23 protein-coding genes and 2 pseudogenes are annotated in these 18,039 nt (G+C 45.1%); 13 read left to right on the top strand and 12 right to left on the bottom strand.

Going from position 1 to position 18,039, the window contains the following annotated elements; all coding sequences use genetic code 11:
* Positions 1-147: 147 nt before the first annotated feature.
* Entirely contained in the window at positions 148-867 is a 720-nt protein-coding gene (locus tag PAT9B_RS21120; RefSeq protein WP_013511304.1) for a PAS and helix-turn-helix domain-containing protein, read from the bottom strand.
* A gap of 539 nt (positions 868-1,406) precedes the next feature.
* Here PAT9B_RS21120 and PAT9B_RS21115 point away from each other — a divergent pair.
* The 8 genes from PAT9B_RS21115 (at position 1,407) to PAT9B_RS21090 (ending at position 7,931) form a co-directional block, all read left to right on the top strand.
* Positions 1,407-2,855 (top strand): asparagine synthetase B family protein, encoded by a 1,449-nt coding sequence (locus tag PAT9B_RS21115; RefSeq protein ID WP_150105834.1) that lies wholly within the window; start codon positions 1,407-1,409, stop codon positions 2,853-2,855.
* A 69-nt stretch (positions 2,856-2,924) separates the two neighbouring features.
* A complete protein-coding gene (locus PAT9B_RS21110; protein WP_013511302.1) occupies positions 2,925-3,686 on the top strand; it encodes an enoyl-CoA hydratase/isomerase family protein in 762 nt (253 codons plus the stop codon).
* A gap of 3 nt (positions 3,687-3,689) precedes the next feature.
* Positions 3,690-4,517 carry a TauD/TfdA family dioxygenase gene (locus PAT9B_RS21105; protein WP_013511301.1) on the top strand — a complete coding sequence of 276 codons (828 nt, stop codon included), beginning with the start codon at positions 3,690-3,692 and terminating at the stop codon, positions 4,515-4,517.
* 47 nt (positions 4,518-4,564) lie between these two features.
* Entirely contained in the window at positions 4,565-5,701 is a 1,137-nt protein-coding gene (locus tag PAT9B_RS21100) for a proline dehydrogenase family protein (RefSeq protein WP_013511300.1), read from the top strand.
* Positions 5,613-5,966, top strand: a complete 354-nt coding sequence (locus PAT9B_RS29860) for a 2Fe-2S iron-sulfur cluster-binding protein (protein WP_369700788.1) — start codon at positions 5,613-5,615, stop codon at positions 5,964-5,966. The genes PAT9B_RS21100 and PAT9B_RS29860 overlap by 89 nt, the downstream gene beginning before the upstream one ends.
* Positions 5,902-6,852, top strand: a complete 951-nt coding sequence (locus PAT9B_RS29855) for an SUMF1/EgtB/PvdO family nonheme iron enzyme (RefSeq protein ID WP_013511299.1) — start codon at positions 5,902-5,904, stop codon at positions 6,850-6,852. Before PAT9B_RS29860 ends, PAT9B_RS29855 begins: the two co-directional genes overlap by 65 nt.
* The gene (locus tag PAT9B_RS21095; protein WP_013511298.1) at positions 6,842-7,372 is read left to right on the top strand and encodes a hypothetical protein; all 531 of its coding nucleotides are present in this window, start codon (positions 6,842-6,844) and stop codon (positions 7,370-7,372) included. The genes PAT9B_RS29855 and PAT9B_RS21095 overlap by 11 nt, the downstream gene beginning before the upstream one ends.
* Positions 7,350-7,931: a hypothetical protein gene (locus PAT9B_RS21090; protein ID WP_013511297.1), complete on the top strand. Its 582-nt coding sequence runs from the start codon at positions 7,350-7,352 to the stop codon at positions 7,929-7,931. Before PAT9B_RS21095 ends, PAT9B_RS21090 begins: the two co-directional genes overlap by 23 nt.
* A gap of 78 nt (positions 7,932-8,009) precedes the next feature.
* On the opposite strand, the gene PAT9B_RS21085 is transcribed toward PAT9B_RS21090, so the two are convergent.
* On the bottom strand, positions 8,010-8,660 hold the full coding sequence (locus PAT9B_RS21085) for a hypothetical protein (protein ID WP_049792212.1): 651 nt from the start codon (positions 8,658-8,660) through the stop codon (positions 8,010-8,012).
* On the opposite strand from PAT9B_RS21085, the pseudogene PAT9B_RS31165 reads away from it, so the two are divergent.
* Positions 8,661-8,765 (top strand): annotated as a pseudogene (locus PAT9B_RS31165) (RluA family pseudouridine synthase); the annotation flags it as partial.
* 16 nt (positions 8,766-8,781) lie between these two features.
* On the opposite strand, the gene PAT9B_RS21080 reads toward PAT9B_RS31165, so the two are convergent.
* Both PAT9B_RS21080 and PAT9B_RS21075 read right to left on the bottom strand, forming a co-directional pair.
* The gene (locus tag PAT9B_RS21080) at positions 8,782-9,321 is read right to left on the bottom strand and encodes a DUF2058 domain-containing protein (protein ID WP_013511290.1); all 540 of its coding nucleotides are present in this window, start codon (positions 9,319-9,321) and stop codon (positions 8,782-8,784) included.
* A gap of 52 nt (positions 9,322-9,373) precedes the next feature.
* Complete coding sequence (locus PAT9B_RS21075) at positions 9,374-9,619, bottom strand: YmjA family protein (RefSeq protein ID WP_013511289.1); 246 nt, start codon at positions 9,617-9,619, stop codon at positions 9,374-9,376.
* A 68-nt stretch (positions 9,620-9,687) separates the two neighbouring features.
* Between PAT9B_RS21075 and PAT9B_RS21070 the strand changes: the two are divergent.
* Positions 9,688-10,206 (top strand): annotated as a pseudogene (locus tag PAT9B_RS21070) (malate:quinone oxidoreductase); the annotation flags it as partial.
* Between the two features lie 624 nt (positions 10,207-10,830).
* Here PAT9B_RS21070 and PAT9B_RS21060 read toward each other — a convergent pair.
* The 4 genes from PAT9B_RS21060 to PAT9B_RS21045 all read right to left on the bottom strand — a co-directional run bounded on the left by PAT9B_RS21060 (position 10,831) and on the right by PAT9B_RS21045 (position 13,441).
* Positions 10,831-11,298 (bottom strand): DUF1203 domain-containing protein, encoded by a 468-nt coding sequence (locus PAT9B_RS21060; protein ID WP_013511295.1) that lies wholly within the window; start codon positions 11,296-11,298, stop codon positions 10,831-10,833.
* 93 nt (positions 11,299-11,391) lie between these two features.
* On the bottom strand, positions 11,392-12,255 hold the full coding sequence (locus tag PAT9B_RS21055) for an ornithine carbamoyltransferase (RefSeq protein WP_013511294.1): 864 nt from the start codon (positions 12,253-12,255) through the stop codon (positions 11,392-11,394).
* A gap of 35 nt (positions 12,256-12,290) precedes the next feature.
* A complete protein-coding gene (fos, locus tag PAT9B_RS21050) occupies positions 12,291-12,689 on the bottom strand; it encodes a fosfomycin resistance glutathione transferase (RefSeq protein WP_013511293.1) in 399 nt (132 codons plus the stop codon).
* A 167-nt stretch (positions 12,690-12,856) separates the two neighbouring features.
* Positions 12,857-13,441: a hypothetical protein gene (locus PAT9B_RS21045; RefSeq protein ID WP_013511292.1), complete on the bottom strand. Its 585-nt coding sequence runs from the start codon at positions 13,439-13,441 to the stop codon at positions 12,857-12,859.
* A gap of 189 nt (positions 13,442-13,630) precedes the next feature.
* Here PAT9B_RS21045 and PAT9B_RS21040 point away from each other — a divergent pair, with 189 nt between their 5' ends.
* Positions 13,631-14,329, top strand: a complete 699-nt coding sequence (locus PAT9B_RS21040; protein WP_013511291.1) for an RluA family pseudouridine synthase — start codon at positions 13,631-13,633, stop codon at positions 14,327-14,329.
* A gap of 16 nt (positions 14,330-14,345) precedes the next feature.
* Here PAT9B_RS21040 and PAT9B_RS21035 read toward each other — a convergent pair whose 3' ends face one another.
* Both PAT9B_RS21035 and PAT9B_RS21030 read right to left on the bottom strand, forming a co-directional pair.
* The gene (locus PAT9B_RS21035; protein ID WP_013511290.1) at positions 14,346-14,885 is read right to left on the bottom strand and encodes a DUF2058 domain-containing protein; all 540 of its coding nucleotides are present in this window, start codon (positions 14,883-14,885) and stop codon (positions 14,346-14,348) included.
* A 52-nt stretch (positions 14,886-14,937) separates the two neighbouring features.
* Positions 14,938-15,183 (bottom strand): YmjA family protein, encoded by a 246-nt coding sequence (locus tag PAT9B_RS21030; protein ID WP_013511289.1) that lies wholly within the window; start codon positions 15,181-15,183, stop codon positions 14,938-14,940.
* Positions 15,184-15,284: 101 nt separating this feature from the next.
* Between PAT9B_RS21030 and PAT9B_RS21025 the strand changes: the two genes are divergently transcribed.
* Complete coding sequence (locus tag PAT9B_RS21025) at positions 15,285-15,935, top strand: LysE family translocator (protein ID WP_013511288.1); 651 nt, start codon at positions 15,285-15,287, stop codon at positions 15,933-15,935.
* Positions 15,936-15,988: 53 nt separating this feature from the next.
* Here PAT9B_RS21025 and PAT9B_RS21020 read toward each other — a convergent pair whose 3' ends face one another.
* Positions 15,989-16,426, bottom strand: a complete 438-nt coding sequence (locus PAT9B_RS21020; protein WP_013511287.1) for an N-acetyltransferase — start codon at positions 16,424-16,426, stop codon at positions 15,989-15,991.
* A 184-nt stretch (positions 16,427-16,610) separates the two neighbouring features.
* Between PAT9B_RS21020 and PAT9B_RS21015 the strand changes: the two genes are divergently transcribed.
* Positions 16,611-17,489: an AEC family transporter gene (locus tag PAT9B_RS21015; protein WP_013511286.1), complete on the top strand. Its 879-nt coding sequence runs from the start codon at positions 16,611-16,613 to the stop codon at positions 17,487-17,489.
* A gap of 97 nt (positions 17,490-17,586) precedes the next feature.
* On the opposite strand, the gene PAT9B_RS21010 is transcribed toward PAT9B_RS21015, so the two are convergent.
* A complete protein-coding gene (locus PAT9B_RS21010; protein ID WP_013511285.1) occupies positions 17,587-18,015 on the bottom strand; it encodes a molybdopterin-binding protein in 429 nt (142 codons plus the stop codon).
* Between the last annotated feature and the right edge of the window lie 24 nt (positions 18,016-18,039).

Raw genomic sequence — 18,039 nt, 5'->3', positions numbered from 1 at the left:
TAATAATGACTCTGTATATAATTGGAATACGTATTTATTACGTATTTACTTAAAAGTTGTTTTATGCGTAATGCAGTATGTACTGACAAAAATTTGAATTTAAAAAAGACTATAAAATAATAATGCAAGCGGCCTATTGGGAATGATTTACAAAGTTAATGACCGAGGTGATTTTATAAACTTACCTGGAATAAAATTATCGTATCCATTTCTAATCAAAAAACCCCTTAATGCTGACCAGGAACTTACTTCACATTTGTCATAAATTGAGGAGATTATTTTTTCAACAGTTCTCCGTGATATTTTTAGTATCCGTGAAATCTCCTTATTATTTTCTCCCCTCAATTTTAAAAAAACCACATCCCATTCTCTATCCGTAAGTAACGCGGATGGTGAATAAAATGTCACTGCACCTGATAGTTTATTAGTATAAAACAAATTAATATCTAATATTTCAAATTTTCGGCCATGAAACATATTCCCTATATATTCATTATCTTTATTAAATAATGGTATTTTATCAAAAAGATAACTTGAAATTTTTTGGCTTTCACCAAAAGGGTGTGTTTCGATAGAAGTGACTCTTTTCAACGTGCTTGCCACTAATTTATCATTTTCTTGAAATTGCCTTGCAAATTTAGCGGTTTCCGATGGCATATTTTCATGTAGCATACCTGCTATCTTGTAGTTGAGGGGGAGATTTAGTAGTTTTAGAAATGAGTCATTTACATACACAAACCTTGAACTTTCGTCCTTAACACCCCACGGTTCATCACACCTATTCCAGATTGGTATCATTATTTTAAGAAAATCATAATACTTCCCATTTTGTACATGTGAGAGACACTCCATCTCTTTAATTTCCATTTATCACACCCCTAACCTGGTTACATTAACACATCATAATTACACATATCAAAAAAGCATTTAATTCAAAAGAAAAAATTATAAAACCCATCTATGTATAATTAGCCTCATAAACAACAACCATGTTATTTTTCATGCATCACGTTGTCAATAAAACCTTCTGAACCATCCTCAATACCGCCATCCTTCCGGTTAGAGAAGTCCATCTACCTCACATACTCAATATTAGGTATGAATCTGCCGTAGCAACATTTACAACAAGAGAAAATCTTAGGATAAAAGCACATGGAAAAGTATTAAAACAATAGTAATGCCTATTTATTTAAAATAAAAAACAATGAAAAACAAAGCAACCAGGCGAAGCAACATATTAATTATAAAGAGTTTTTAAGTGAGCGTGATTATTTTTACTTTTTTATTGAATATATGACAAAGACGTCATAAGCTCTTAGGAAATAAGTTTTCAATCGCCTGATTTAGTCGCGCATCTGACGACGGCACCCACTGTTGTAAAAACTGAAATCATATATGGACATAACATGATGAACAAAAATGGATTCTGCTTTCTATTTAAATCTAAAAAAAATCACAAGTTTAAACGCCATCCTTTTCCCGGTGGTCATATAATAAATTTAAGTTTAGGCGAGCTCTATATTTCAACAGAAGCTAATTTTCAGGTATCAACTGATTCAAAACACTCTGCGTATTTAATTGGGTCTATTTATAACAGAAACTTTTTAGTTGAAATTGCCTCAATGTGGGAGTCTCATGCTTACGTATTTAATGACTCTGAGTTGTTAATCACTTTATATTCTCGGCTTGGCCAATCTGCTCTAACGCTCGCCGAAGGGGATTTCAACTTCATCATTGAGGAGAAAAATGAGAGACTGCATTTATTTTCCGATTCTCAAGGCTTATCCACAGCATATCTCGTTGAATCGAAATTCACCTGGCTTACTAATACTCTAAAAGTTGTTTCATTTGCAGAAGGTGAAGATGCTCTACAATTTGCATGTGAATCTCTGGTTTGTCAAAGCGAACTACGTCCAGATAATTATAGCCCTGTAACGAATGCCACACGGTTCAAACCCGGTTCATATGTTATCTTATCCAGGGATAGAGAGCATTATATTCAGAGCGACATTAACACCCTAAACGTAATATCAAATAGCAAAGAATTAATCCTCAAAAAACAAGACGCCATTGAAATTATTGATAAGAAATTAAATACTCCCTTAAACGATCTCTCTCAAAAATATTCCAGCATTGGAATACCTTTATCTGGCGGCTTGGACTCAAGTTTAATTACTGCACTCGCGAGCCGATACTTTGATCAGATCTTCACTTACTCGATAGGAACAGAGTTTAGCAATGAATTTGAGTTCTCAAAAATTGTCTCCGATTCTCTGAATACGAACCATCACGTTCATATCCTTTCAGACTCAGAGGTTGTTGAGGGTATCGTTAATGCAATATTTCACAATGAAATTTTCGATGGACTTTCAGCTGAAATCCAGTCAGGACTATTTAATATCTATAAACTTTCCAGTGGAAAAGTGAAAAGTATGATAACAGGCTATGGTTCAGATCTTCTTTTCGGCGGAATACTTAATCCTGATGAGAAATATAACAATCCTAATAGCCTACTGGATTCGCAAATTTATCGAACAAGATGGACTGGTGAGTTTTCAACTAACGGCGCTAAACATTTCGGCATTGAAGTTAGACACCCTTTCTGGAACCAGAAGCTTATTACCCTTTGCAAGAGCCTCGCTCCTGAATTTAAAATTAAAAATAACGAAGTGAAAAATATTCTACGTGAATATACTGACTCATTAGCATTACTGCCGCCTGAAATTATTTGGAGAAAAAAATTGGAATCCATGAAGGTTCCTCAGTTAATAGAGTATTTGCTGACATTGTTGGTACGGACATCGATAACTATCAGTTCAAATCACGTTTCACATACAGAATTTATAAAGCATTAATAGGTGGAAATACTAATATTGAAGACTTGACAAAAACACAAATTTTAAAATTGATGAAGTGAGGTTGAAATGATACTAGAGACAGATCATGATGAAATAAGAGTTATAACACTTAACGCAGAAAACAAACACAATCCATTCAGTTTTGAACTTGAGGAGCAGATAAAGGAAGCGCTGAGTCGTGCAAATTCCGATCCCATGATTGGTGCAGTTATTTTATATGGAGGTGAGGGGCGATCATTTTCTGCAGGAGGAGATTTTAATGAAGTTAAATTTCTTTCTCGGACAGTCGAGATTGAGAACTGGATTGATCGTGTCATAGAATTATATCAATCTGTTCTGAAAGTTACAAAGCCTACAGTTGCAGCCATCGATGGTTATGCAATTGGAATGGGCTTCCAGTTTGCAATGATGTTTGATCAACGGTTAATGTCAGCAGACGCCTCTTTAATAATGCCTGAACTACAACATGGAATAGGTTGTTCTGTGGGTGCTGCCATTCTGAGATTTACACATGGTTTCGCTCTGATGCAAGAAATTATTTATCAGTGTAAAAGTCTGGATGCTCAAACTTGTTCTAATTATCATCTCGTCAATAAAGTTGTCGACAAAGATACTTTGCTTCATGAAGCAATTCAGGAAGCTCGAGCCATGGCAAAATTCCCAAGAACTGCTTTCATTAACACGAAGACATCCATTAACAGGAATTTCATTGAATTATTGGATGCCATAAAGGAGACATCTAAATCAGTACATACAGCCTCATTCCAGGCAAGAGATGCTCAGAAACATTTCTGTAAAGTACTTAAAGTAAAGTATCAAGGAGAATAAATTATGCAACATATTAAAGGTGTGAAATTTTTACCTGCAATGCCATCAGGTTTTGGAGCAAAAATCGCTAAAGAGGATTTTATTACTGCGTCACCAGAATCAATTAAAAAAATATTAATGAGGCAAGGTTTCGCAATAATAAAAAACCTCAATATTGATGCAAACGATTTTCGTGACATTTACTCTTCTTATGGCAATGTTGTTGAATATGCAGATGAAAAAATCAGTGTAGGCTTCGGATATCGTGACACGCTAAAATTGGAAGGTGAAAAAGGTAAGATAGTAACTGGCAGAGGTCAATTACCATTACATGCTGATGGCGGCCTATTACTTTCTCAAGTCGACCTGGTTTTTCTTTATGCTGTAGAAATTAAAAATTTGAAATTTCGTGGTGCCACAACTCTATGTGACCATAAGTTAGCATGTGATGAAATGCCCCAGCATCTTCTTCGTGTACTCGAAGAAGAAACGTTTGAAGTTCGAGTTTTAGAACATGGCTATTATGTAGACGTTTCCCCTGCCGGTTGGTTTAAAGTACCCGTGTTTACAGACCTTGGCTGGATAAGAAAAATGTTGATTTATTTTCCTTTTGATAAGGACCAACCCGCTAGCTGGGAATCACGAATTATAGGTTTCACTGCGCGTGAAACACAAGATTTCTTCAAAGAGCTTTCTCAATTTATAAAGCAGCCACGTTATTTTTACAAACATTACTGGGAGGATGGTGATTTACTCATAATGGATAACCGACGCGTTATTCATGAACGTGAAGAATTTAATGAAGATCGTATTGTACGCCGCTTATATCGAGGTCAGACCGTGGGCGTATAACCAAAATAATGCCGGGCTAGCTCCCGGCATCCATGGAGAAGGGAAAAATGAAATATGACTTACTGAACATATATAAACGCTACTCTACAAAAGAGTTATCATTCAAACTTATGGCAACCACATTGTTGAGTAACAAATTCACTCGCATACCATCAATATATTTGGTAAAAAAATGCCTTTCTCAAAAAAAAGGGAGCGTCTTCCGTGCAACTAATAATATATATTTCTCAGGTGAAACTATCCACGAAGCAACAACGGCATGCGAAAATCTCGCAAGAACAGGAGTTTACGGAATCCTTGATTATGCTGTCGAAGGTGAAAGTGATGAATTTCATTTCGAAACTGCTATCAACCATACCTTGCAATTAATCGATCTTGCTCATCGATCAGAAAACATGCCTTTCGTTGTTGTTAAGCCCACTGCTTTGGGTAGTTCAGGCGTGTATGAAAAAGTTAGTAAAAATTTAATTAATAGCGATGAGGAAAAAGAAGACTGGCAAAAGATAATAAACAGATTTTACACAATTTTTGATTGTGCATCTTCTCGCGGGGTCAGCGTGATGGTTGATGCTGAACAAACTACTGTACAACCCGCAGTGGATGAATTGATGTTACTTATGATGAAGAAATATAACCATCACTACCCAGCCATTATTCTCACCATGCAGTTCTATCTTAAGGGAAAGTTTAATACACTTAAAGAATACTACCATTTGGCATGTAATAACGACTTCATCTTGGGCATTAAAGTAGTCCGAGGTGCTTATCTTGAAGAGGAAAAAAAACTAGATAGAGAGAACCTATTCTTTGAGTGCAAAAAAGACACTGATGATAGCTATAATGCGTGTATAGATTATGTTTCGCAAAGGCTTGAAAGAATACATCCTTTTTTTGCAACACATAATGATGAAAGCATCCAACGTATCATCTCTAATCAAAATCTCTCTGATGCAAGAGTTTGGATTGGGCAACTTTATGGTTTAGGGGATCACTTAACTTATTCTATAAAAACCATGGGGTTCCGCGTGTGCAAATACTTACCCTACGGACCCCAAAAAAAATCATTGCCTTATCTTCTCCGCAGAATTGAAGAGAATGCCATTGCAACACAAACCTTCAAGAAAGAATCCAAATTGTTATTCAGAGAGTTATGTAATCGTTTATTATGGAGGCGAAATGACTAGTTTTAAATGTAAAATCGTCAATCGTAACAAAGCATTCGCTTGCTTTTCTGACAGAACACTTCTTGAATCAGCACTGATTTCAGGTGTAGCTATCTCATACCGATGTAGTATGGGTTATTGTGGCCTTTGCAAAGTCAAACTTAAATCGGGAAAGGTTAAAATGGAACATTCGGGCGGAATTTCTCGCAAGGACACAGAGAATGGGTTCATTTTACCATGCTGCACCATACCATTTGGAGACATTGAAATTGAAACGAATGAGTAATTATTCACCCCATCCATATAGTATTCTTTCGATATTTCTTACTACGCTGATTCCATTACCAGAAATTTCAGCTTCTCCCACTCCCCATAATGTACAAGAAGTAGTGATCCCTGGTGGGTACTATTATGTCGGTTCTGTCTTTGGACAGCAGAACTACACAGCACATGCAAATACCCGCCGTGAAACCTTCGCAATAATGTCAACAGAAGTGACTTATCATTTCTACCAATCAGTTGTATTGTGGGCTAATAAACACGGTTATAATTTGAGTGAAGGGTGTAATGGTGCTGAATATGAAGAGTGCTTACCACCAGAAAAAGATGGAGGCATGCATCCTGTCACAAATGTAACCTGGTTCGACGCGATTATTTTCGCCAATGCCCTAAGCGAAATGTATAACCTCGAACCAGTTTACTTAACCGCTGCACAGCAGCCATTGCGAACCCTATCTGAACGCATTGAAAATATTGACATTCATGTTAATTATGCTTCGACAGGTTACAGACTTCCTGACTTGGCAGAATGGCAAATTGCTGCCCGAGGTGGTATTAGAGGATTAGTTGATGGTACATATGGTAACCCTTTTTCTGGCAGCTTATCTTCCGGTGAAGTGGCAATTTTTCCTCAAAGAGATTCCCGAATTTTTTCAACGTCTCCAGTGGGTTCATTAAAGGCTAATGCCGCCGGCCTTTACGATATGAGCGGTAATGTCTCTGAGTGGCTGGATGAATCGCTAGAAATTCAAGAAGGAAAGAGAATGTACTACTTCTGTGGGGGTAGTTATCTTGATCGGACAACCACTCTGGCTGCATGCGATGTTCATACACCTGGTTTCCTGACATCAGATACCGGCTTTAGACTGGTTCGGAGAATACATGAACTATAGCATTTTTTTCCTTTTATTATTATGGGTAATAAGTGGAACAGCAGCTATTTCCCCTGTCACATTAAAACCCGGACCTAATTATCTGGATCTCAACCATGATGGTACAAAAGACTTGGTTGTTATGGCGCAGTTTGACAATAACACTTCTCATCCCAACATAGGCCTGACTTTTTTTATCCGTTGTACTGGGGGAGGATATTGCATCATGCCTGTAGCAAATAGCAATTTGTTCACCTGGTTTGATTATAGATTGTCAGCTGATGCTGAGTTCCTTGTGCAGGACAATCGCCTTTTTCAATATAAAAATCGTTTCTATCTTATCTCTGTCCAGAAAGTGGGGGATGATGTATTTGAATCCGGAAAAATTGAAATAAAGATTTATAAATTTTCAGAATCCCGTGATGACCCTGGAGTGCCTCTTTATGACTGGACATTACATAAGAAAGCTTTGACTAAAAAGGAATATTTATCCGCCACTGAAGCCTATCAGGATATTGATGTTGGATTATTGGATGATTAAAATAACGCGTTTTCTCCCAATCGTTTTTTTCTTAATCAGCATGATGGTTACTGCCTCTGATAGTGAAAACTTATCAGTTTATTCAAAGCAACTAAAAGCCTTCTATCAACTGGAGCCGCCATGCTGCCTCGGTGTAAATGAATGGCCTGTTTCTGCAACAATCCACCATTCCACTTGGGAGAATGCAAGACTTCTGGCTTTGGTTGATGCAGGACTGGTAGAGATTATCGTCAACGGGGAAAAGCGCTATTTCAAACTTACTACGGTGGGACAAAAAAACTTTGACCGCTATGGTGATCTTTGCTACGGACGTGTACGAATTAACAATATTCAAAAGATCGAGCCAACACACCGGGGAGAAACTAATGTGTATTTTACAATACGACTTATTGACCAGGAAGAATGGGCAACAAATATCAATCTGCGCACCGCATTTAGCGAACTTGATCTTTTTATAAGCGGCGCTGCCCGTACAATCTATCGAGCAACATTTACGAATCAACCAGGAAAACTTCCTGAAATGCAAGGAATTCCAGAACCTGAAGGATTAGATTATTGATGCAGTATTATTCAGAGTACCGTAAAAAATCATGAATATTATGATGCTATAAAAAATTGTATCCTCTGTGACGGATATCTATCGGCTGGCAAACATCATTTCCAACACCGCATTTTGCACATGCAGCAGAAAGGCTTTGGCTTGCGTAGCCTGACAACGTGGATCTGACATTGCCTCCGCCGCGACTTCTTCGCCACGCGTTACCGGTGGGCAAGGAATAAACATTGCCTCTGGCCGACAAAGGGACAGCCGCTCGCCATCGATACGATAACGGGCGAGTTTTTGCTTGAGTGCCGCATCCGCCGTGCCCGGCCAGCAATCGGTGATGATCACGTCAGCATCCTGTACGGATCGGGGATCGTCGCTGGCCGTCACATGATCGGTCTCAACCAGCAGCTCCGTGGGTGCGACCTGAGTAATACTGATGGGTAGCACAGCGGCCGCCTCAATCCATGAACGCAGGATATTTGCATACGGCGCAACAACCGCGACATGCAGGCCATCCCATGAACCGCGTTGTTGCCGGATATAAGCCAGGTCGCCGAGGATTTCACACGGATGGTTACGGTGGGTACGCAGATTCATCACCGGGATAGCGGCGGCCGCAGCGAAGGTTGCGAGTTTAGCAAAGCAAGGAGTACGGATGGCAACGATGTCGAACCAGTTTGCCAGATAGCCCGCAATATCTTCGACAGACTCCTGCCCCTCCAGCCTCGCATTCACCGTCATGGCAGTGAAAAAGCCCCTCGACTGATGCTGCACGCCAGTGCGCTGAATTTTGTGCATCCCATCAGCGGAGAGTCAATCAATGCGCGTCACAACAGCCCGTTTTGAACGGGCATTGCGTGGGTTACCACATCAAATCATCAGGCACTTTAAAATCAGCATAGGGATCATCTTCATCCTGCTGTTCCTGACTTAGGGTGCTGTTTAATACAATACTGCTCGCATCGCGCTGGGCAATTTTGTCAGCGACCACGGCGGGGATAATTGCGTATTCACTCTTACCATCGCTATCAACCGCCAGTCGGGCGATAGCAAGACGCCCATTCACCAGTTGCGTTTGCGTCAACTTATCAACACTGATTTTTTTAATTAAGTTGTTGTCGGTGAAATTAAACGCAATATCGCCTTTGGCCACGACGATTCTGTTCATCTCGATCAGTTGCTTCACCTGAGCTTTATATTCTTTTGCTAACGTCGCTTGTTTTTGTTGGTCGCTTAGCTGCTTATCTCGCTCAAGTTGCGCTTTTTTATTCTCTTCCACCGCCTCTCTGGCCTCACGAGCCTGAACGCGGGATTTTTTAGCCGTCTTTTGGACTTTGGCCATTTTTTTGCTGGTCACTAATCCAGCTTTCAGCATTTGCTCTTGTAAGGTAAGTTTTGTCATCTTCGCTTCTAAACCATCTTCAACATTTTAGGGGCAGCCCCAACGCTTACGGCTATTCATTGCCCCATTGATTGAGAAACGTGGCGATCTCATCAATACGCAACGCCTCGATACCCGCTTCACTGGCCATCTCTTGCTGTGCCTGCTCACTGATCTCTTCGTTATTCATTAAACGCGTGATCAATAGCTGAAAATAACGCGCCAGCGCATCACGTTCCGACTCGCTTACCGGCTTTGCCGCTTCCGCCTCGTACTCATCCACGATGTCATAAAATTTTAGGGGTACGTCGTTGTTCATCAGTTATCCCCAGGGTTAAAGTCTATGCCGCCACGACTGGCATCATCCGGGCGGGATGATATCATTCTTATTTGGTTTTTTCTGTTATCCATCTATCCAATATGCCAACCATTGAAACCCGCTTTGCTGCGCTGAAAGAGTACTTCCCGGAAGCGAAGAAAGAAGACTGGAAACTGATTCAGGCTGGTCAGCGTGTGCAGATCATTAAGAAAGATGCCGAGAAAGGGGGTGTGCTGAAGCTGGGTACGGAAATCGTGACCGATCAGCAGAAAACCGTGGCTGCGCTGCTGGGTGCGTCACCGGGTGCCTCTACCGCTGCACCGATCGCTATCAACGTGATCAAGCAACTGTTCCCGACCGAGTTCGCCAGCCCGGAATGGCAGCAGAAGATTCATCAGATCGTCCCGGCCTACGGCCAGAAGCTGAACGACAATCCAGCACTGGCGCAACAGGTGTGGGATGACACCGCTGCGACGCTGCAACTCACCAAACCACCGGTGATCAATATGCCAGCCGCTGACGCTCAACCGCAGGCAGCCGCACCGGCTAAAGCAGCACCGTCTCCACAACACGACATGGCGCTGTAATCCTCAAACACCCCGGACCTGATGGTGCTAATGCTGGTCAGTTAAGGCCATATTCGGGTAAGGCTGCCATTTTTTAAGGAATGGCAGCTTTTTTCATGCGTACTCTGCTGTGGGCCATCGCCCCTCTGCTGCTGCCGGGCAGTCCTCGCGCCGCTGACGCGGTGCCTTCGGCTTCAACGTCGTGCCGACGGACCGTTCGGGGAAGTCCATCCCTGTCCACCCCGAACTGACTCACGCATCCCTGCGTGAGTCTCCTGGCACAACGTCAAAGCCTCAGCGCTGCGGATAGCCCTTTGCAGCAGCAGAGGGGCGATGGCCTTCACGATTGTGCCCTTTCTGACAACACACACCGACGCTTCGGAGCAGGCTGGGGCCGCTCAGGGGCAGGCAATCCGCAGCGCTGAACAGAGTGAGTCTGCCAGGAGAGCGCGCATGGATGCGCGCGAAAGGCGGGGTGGAACAGGGATGTGCCATCCCCGCCGGTCCGTCAGGCAGACGAATGACGTGAAGGCACCGCGTCAGCGGCGCGAGGACCGCCAGCACCTGAGCAGTACCAGACTGCGTCATCACCGATTGCTTAACTGACCAGCATTAGGACCTGATGGTGCGGGGTTTTTCTTCCTCTCAACTGCGTTCAATGACACACAGATAACAGCCAAACCGTGCGCTATGCACGTGGATATAGGCCGTTTCAGGTTGACGCAACATCTGCAAAATTAACGGCTCCGCTTCACTGCCCGGCGTGACTTCCGCCGTAATAATCATATGTGCTGCATTAAAAGCGCGCAGCGAGAGTAGCCGGGTTGTCAGATACGCCGGGACTTCATCCTGATAAACGCCTTGTGTAGTGCATCCCTCATGGATATAGATGGCATGTCTGCCTGAATAAGGCGTTGCCGCTGGTTGGTAGGCGTGATTGACCAGAATCGCATATTCCCCTTCCGGCACATCACGCAATGCAATGCGGTCCGGAAAACCGGCGTTTTTATCGGCCCGCTTACGTACCGCCAGATGCAACGCCAGATAGCGCTCATCCTGACCAAACAAATGGGTAAACTCTCTGCTGTCCAAACCGCGAATGGTATAAGCCATATTTTCCTCCAGGCGTTAAGCGTGGAGGTATTAAGCATCGGAGCACGCTAACGTGCTCGCTGTTAACGGTCATGGAATTAACGATGATGAGGCTTATGCTTTGGCAAACATCATTTCCAACACCGCATTTTGCAGATGCAGCAGGAAGGCTTTGGCTTGCGTAGCCTGACAACGTGGATCTGACATTGCCTCCGCCGCGACTTCTTCGCCACGCGTTACCGGTGGGCAAGGAATAAACATTGCCTCTGGCCGACAAAGGGACAGCCGCTCGCCATCGATACGATAGCGGGCGAGTTTTTGCTTGAGTGCCGCATCCGCCGTGCCGGGCCAGCAATCGGTGATGATCACGTCAGCATCCTGTACGGATCGGGGATCGTCGCTGGCCGTCACATGATCGGTCTCAACCAGCAGCTCCGTGGGTGCGACCTGAGTAATACTGATGGGCAGCACAGCGGCCGCCTCAATCCATGAACGCAGGATATTTGCATACGGAGCAACAACCGCGACATGCAGGCCATCCCATGAACCGCGTTGTTGCCGGACATAAGCCAGGTCGCCGAGGATTTCACACGGATGGTTACGGTGGGTGCGCAGATTCATCACCGGGATAGCGGCTGCCGCAGCGAAGGTTGCGAGCTTTGCAAAGCAAGGAGTACGAATGGCAACGATGTCAAACCAGTTAGCCAGATAGCCCGCAATATCTTCGACAGACTCCTGCCCCTCCAGCTTCGCATTCACCGTCACAACCTGCGCGCCCATTGCCGCCGCGCCTAATGCCAATGCCGCGGGGTTACGCCACCCCGGGAGTTCTTCAATCATGCCAATTCTGGCCCCGGCAAGGGTCTGGGGCATTGCCCTGCTCTGCCACAATTCAGACAATGCGATCGCCCGTCGCGCCAGGTTTTCAATGGTGCGACAATCCAGATCCGATACCGCAAGCAGACTGTTGTTTTGCATTCTTCACGCTTTCCTTTGGCCCGTTTCAGCGTCGATTAAAAGAATTCCATCCCGCGATAAGGTTTTTCCCGGCACGCCCGCAGCCGGCTTGCCAAATCACCGCAGTGGGCCTCTAACTGATGTCCGTCCGGATCGAGGAAGTAGATTGATTCTCCTTCGCTGCGGTTTTCTTTCCACTCGATCACCCCAGCGCATTGCAGACGGTTTCTAAAACTCACCCTATCGGCTTCCGCAAGGGTGAAAGCAAAGTGGGTATAGTCCTGAGCAGGAGAGGCTTTATCCAGGGATAAACATAACCAGAGATCACCTAAAGAGAGATAGGCTCCCCGGTCCCACCTGGCACGCGGCGTGAATGACAGAACGTCGCGATAAAAGGAGAAACTTACCGTCAGATCACTGACTGCAAGGGTAAGATGATTCAGGCCGGTCAGCATACAGGTTCCTGTGATGATAGAGGTACGCATAAGTCGCTGACACTACCCTACCATGCCTGGGGTTTGACTTCAGGCACATTAAGGTTTTGGTGTGCGTGGCATACTGGCTATCAAACCTTTTATCGCGCACAGGTTCCAACTCCGAAGATTAAATTGAACTCCGTTGTTTATTTTGTGCAGGTTTGAGTGATTGTCGAATTGAAATCGAAATTAACCGCAACCACTTTTATCGTGCTGTCATTCATTTTAGATACGAAATAATTAGTTGATGAACTGCCATATTTACGGGAACCATCAGCAGCAATATTATTAAATTTCGCACTATCCGTGCTGTCTGTAATATTGGGAATAAACAATGCATTAACTAACAGATCATCCGTAATAGTATAGGTGAGCGTGGTTTTAACATCACCATCGGAATAATAGCCGTCGCGGATTTTTGTCCCTTGCTGCGTCTGCATAACCGAATGAAATTTATCACAAGTATATTTTTCGGCGCGTGTTTTTTCAGCCGTGGTCTGTTCAGATGACGCCTGTTTTGTCGTGCTGGTGTTGCCATCGGCTTTATTGGATGGAAAGAACGCGACAACACCAACCACCAGCGTGACGATAAAAACCACAACGCTCGCTAATGATGCCGTCAATACGGTTTTCAATTTGCCTTTTTGTTGGTCACGGCAGCGCTTAGCAACCCTTTTATAACAAAACACCGCAATAGCAACACAGATAACAAAAACAATCAGAGCAATCATAAAGTCCTCCTGACTTCACTTTTCGTTAAATTACTTGTCGTAGCCGGGCCATAACATACTCACAGGCAGTAAATGGTTATCGGCCGTGCGCGGCACATCTTTAAACTTATGTCCTGCCGCTTTAATCGGTTCGCCTGTTGACTAAAAATTGGTTATTATCCGCTCCCACATTCCCCCCCTGGCGACCTGATGGCTGTTATTCTTGATACCTTTATTGCCCCACCGTGCCATGAGCAGATAGAAACGCTCTATCAGGACGAACACCTGGTGCTGATCAATAAACCTGCCGGACTGCTTAGTCTCTCGGGCAAAAATCCGCAAAATCTCGATTCTGTACATCACCGGCTGGTAAAGATTTTTCCGGGCTGTACCTTGGTACATCGCCTTGATTTCGGTACTTCCGGCTTGATGGTGATTGCGCGCAACAAGGCGATCAACGCTGCCCTGTGCCAGCAATTCAGTCAACGTAGCGTGACCAAGGTTTACAGTGCACTGCTGTGCGGGCATCTGGAAAACCATGAAGGGGTGATAGACGCGGCGATTGCCAAAGATCCAGCGCGCTTTCCGCTGATGTCGATTTGTGCCACCCACGGTAAACCCGCCCGTTCCCGGTATCAGGTGGTTGAACGTTTCAATCATGAGTTGGAAGAGGGAACGTTACTGCCGTTAACGCGGGTACAGCTCATTCCTGAGACCGGGCGCACCCACCAACTCCGCATTCATTGTCAGCTGCTGGGCCACCCTATTTTAGGCTGCGACCTGTATGGCGGTCGCCTGCTACCTGGCAGTGAAAAAGCCCCTCGACTGATGCTGCACGCCAGTGCGCTGAATTTTGTGCATCCCATCAGCGGAGAGTCAATCAATGCGCGTCACAACAGCCCGTTTTGAACGGGCATTGCGTGGGCTACCACATCAAATCATCAGGCACTTTAAAATCAGCATAGGGATCATCTTCATCCTGCTGTTCCTGACTTAGGGTGCTGTTTAATACAATACTGCTCGCATCGCGCTGGGCAATTTTGTCAGCGACCACGGCGGGGATAATTGCGTATTCACTCTTACCATCGCTATCAACCGCCAGTCGGGCGATAGCAAGACGCCCATTCACCAGTTGCGTTTGCGTCAACTTATCAACACTGATTTTTTTAATTAAGTTGTTGTCGGTGAAATTAAACGCAATATCGCCTTTGGCCACGACGATTCTGTTCATCTCGATCAGTTGCTTCACCTGAGCTTTATATTCTTTTGCTAACGTCGCTTGTTTTTGTTGGTCGCTTAGCTGCTTATCTCGCTCAAGTTGCGCTTTTTTATTCTCTTCCACCGCCTCTCTGGCCTCACGAGCCTGAACGCGGGATTTTTTAGCCGTCTTTTGGACTTTGGCCATTTTTTTGCTGGTCACTAATCCAGCTTTCAGCATTTGCTCTTGTAAGGTAAGTTTTGTCATCTTCGCTTCTAAACCATCTTCAACATTTTAGGGGCAGCCCCAACGCTTACGGCTATTCATTGCCCCATTGATTGAGAAACGTGGCGATCTCATCAATACGCAACGCCTCGATACCCGCTTCACTGGCCATCTCTTGCTGTGCCTGCTCACTGATCTCTTCGTTATTCATTAAACGCGTGATCAATAGCTGAAAATAACGCGCCAACGCATCACGTTCCGACTCGCTTACCGGCTTTGCCGCTTCCGCCTCGTACTCATCCACGATGTCATAAAATTTTAGCGGTACGTCGTTGTTCATCAGTTATCCCCAGGGTTAAAGTCTATGCCGCCACGACTGGCATCATCCGGGCGGGATGATATCATTCTTATTTGGTTTTTTCTGTTATCCATCTATCCAATATGCCAACCATTGAAACATTTCTGACGTTCCTGATCGCCCTGTCCCTGCTTGAAATTTCTCCAGGCCCGGACATGATGCTGACCCTTGCCCGCGGGATTGGCCAGGGAAGACGCATTGCGCTGCTGACGGTGCTGGGAAACGTGTTTGTCGCAGGTTTTATTCAGGTCGCGTTTTTGGTGCTCGGTCTGGTGGCCGCCGTTCATGCGTGGCCGGTGGCGCTGGATGTGCTCAGATGGGCTGGCGCAGCTTATCTGGTCTGGCTTGGTATAAAAATGATTGCCACCTCAGGTACGGACACCCGGCTCAAGAAAACCGTTAAAATATCAGGACGGAGGGCCATTAGAGAAGGCGCGATAAATAGCCTGACCAACCCCAAATCGCTACTTTTCATGTTCGCCTTTCTACCACAGTTTGTGGACCCTGCCGTCGGGCCAATCTGGCTACAACTGCTTATTTTCGGCTGCATTCAAAAGCTGGCAGGAATCATCTCACTGGGTTCAGTGGCACTGGCGTCCGGAACTTTTGGTAACTGGTTGAGTCGCCATAGCGGTTTCTTAAAATGGCAGGAAAGATTCACCGGTGTGGTGATGATAGGGTTGGGCATCCGAATGTTGTTCACCGGGGGCATGCCGCAGAATTCAGGTCGCTAAATGTGTCGACGAGCGCGCATTCCCTGGCGGTGATTGCATGAGTAAACTGGCTTTTATAATGATTTCTTCATGAAAATTCGGCTGGTGCCTTCCGGCTTACAGTCGATACGCCCAAACTCTTCCCAGCCGTGCTTTTTGTAAAAATCAGGGGCTTGAAAGCTGATGGTATACAAAAATGCCGCAGTACAGCCCCTTTTGCGTCCTTCCTCTTCGAAACGACGAAGGATGTCTGTTCCGAGGCCCATTTTTCGCAACTCGGGGGGAAGGTAGAAGAGATCGATAAACAGCAGGCCCAGTGAGGAACGTCCTTGCATCCCGCCAAGCACTTCTCCGGTTTGTGTTGATTTTATGAATACTGACAGTGGCTTACGATCGCTCATTCCCGTCATTAAATCATTGAATTGATTAAGTCCCTCTTCAATAGGCAACAACTTTTCTGCATCGAAGTGTTCGCAGACCTCAAGGCTTATCTCTTCTACTGAGCCAGTCATTCCCTATGTCCTTTTAATTACGTTACCACACAGTGTAAGTCTCGAGTTTAATTTACATTTAATGAGTTTTCTTTACCTTTCTGCTTTCATACGGTTATATAAGCCCATCAAATGATTAAAGGGAAGGGTTGATCATGTACAGATGGACCGTTGAGTTTCACGAAAACGCGGTTAAGGAAGCATTGTGACGATTTTTGTTCCGCTGATTTATCTTTTTGCTGGCTGGCTGATGGGAAAAACGGCCTGGGATGTCAAAACGGCGGCGTCATGGCTATTAACGCGTGTAACCATTCCAATCGTTATCATTTTTAACATATCGACGCGCTTTAGCAGTATGAGTACCATCATTATTGCCACCGCCATCTGTATGCTGCTTATGCTGATGGCGTCGCGCTACATTATTCGTGATCCCATTAAAAGCCTGTGCTTCAGTTACCTTAATATTGGCTGGCTTGGGCTGCCTGTGGCTACTGCCATGTTTGGCAATGAAGCCGCCACCATCATCATTGCCGCCTATGTCGGCAGTTCAATTGTAGGCAACTCTGTTGGTGCGGGGATGCTTTCAGGGCATCGTTTCAATCTGGTTAAATTGGTTCAGACTCCGCCGGTGCTGGCGCTGATCTTCGGGGCGGTGCTCATTCCCTTCAACCAGCAAATCACTCTGTGGTTTTCAGGTCTTTATGATGTCGCAAAATTTCTGATGAGTTTTCTCGGCATGGCGGTACTTGGAATATGGCTGTCCAAAATTGCGCTGACATGGCAGGATCTCCGTCAGGAAATCCGCCCGTATCTGATAAAATCGGGTGTGATGTTTATCCTGATCTCGCTGCTTTTGATGCTCGCCAGAACTTGCGACTTCCGGCTGATAGCAGAAAACCCTGCGACACTTTATCTGTTTTGCCTCCTTCCTCCGGCAGCCAATATCATCGTTCTGGAGACACATTATCTGGGCACAGGTCGTTCTGCTAAGCTCATTACCTGCGGCACCTGCATCAGTATTATCGCGCTTAGCCTGTTCGCTGCGGCAGTAACGATTGGCAGGACGATAGGTATAGGTCCCTGATATCACGCCCGGTAAGGCTGTTGATAGCAACTTGCGTTCATCGTCATGCTAATGTTGATGAACGCAAGTTGCGGCAGAGCGCTGATGACCTGGCGCGTCAGGCACGGGTTGCAATCAGAATGGCGGATGCCTTGATAAGCGCCAACACGCGGCTGCCCTGATTCAGCTCCATCTCTTCCTGGCTTTCGTTGGTGACGACGGCAATGATTTCAAACCCGGCGTCAGTGGCAATATGCACTGTCGCGTTAACGGCACCTTCAGTAACGCGGGTGACGCTCCCGGCATACTGGTTACGGGCGGAGAACTTCAGACCACACTCTTCCGTGGCAAGGGTGACCCATGGCGCTTTAATGAGCGCGATGGCCTCTTTACCCACGGCCAGACCTAAAGCTTCTTTGCTGCTGTGGGTGACAATCGCCACCAGTTTGACGCCACCCGCGAGTGTCAATTCGACTTCGTCATTGACCGCGCCAGTGGTAACGGCGCTGACCGTGCCAATCAGTTGATTACGTGCTGATACCTGCATAGAAACTCCTTATTACGTGATTAC

This window comes from Pantoea sp. At-9b, assembly GCF_000175935.2.
Taxonomy (GTDB): Bacteria; Pseudomonadota; Gammaproteobacteria; order Enterobacterales; family Enterobacteriaceae; genus Pantoea.
The sequence above is the reverse complement of the archived record's forward strand: the minus strand, read 5'-3'. Positions and strand labels throughout refer to the sequence as shown.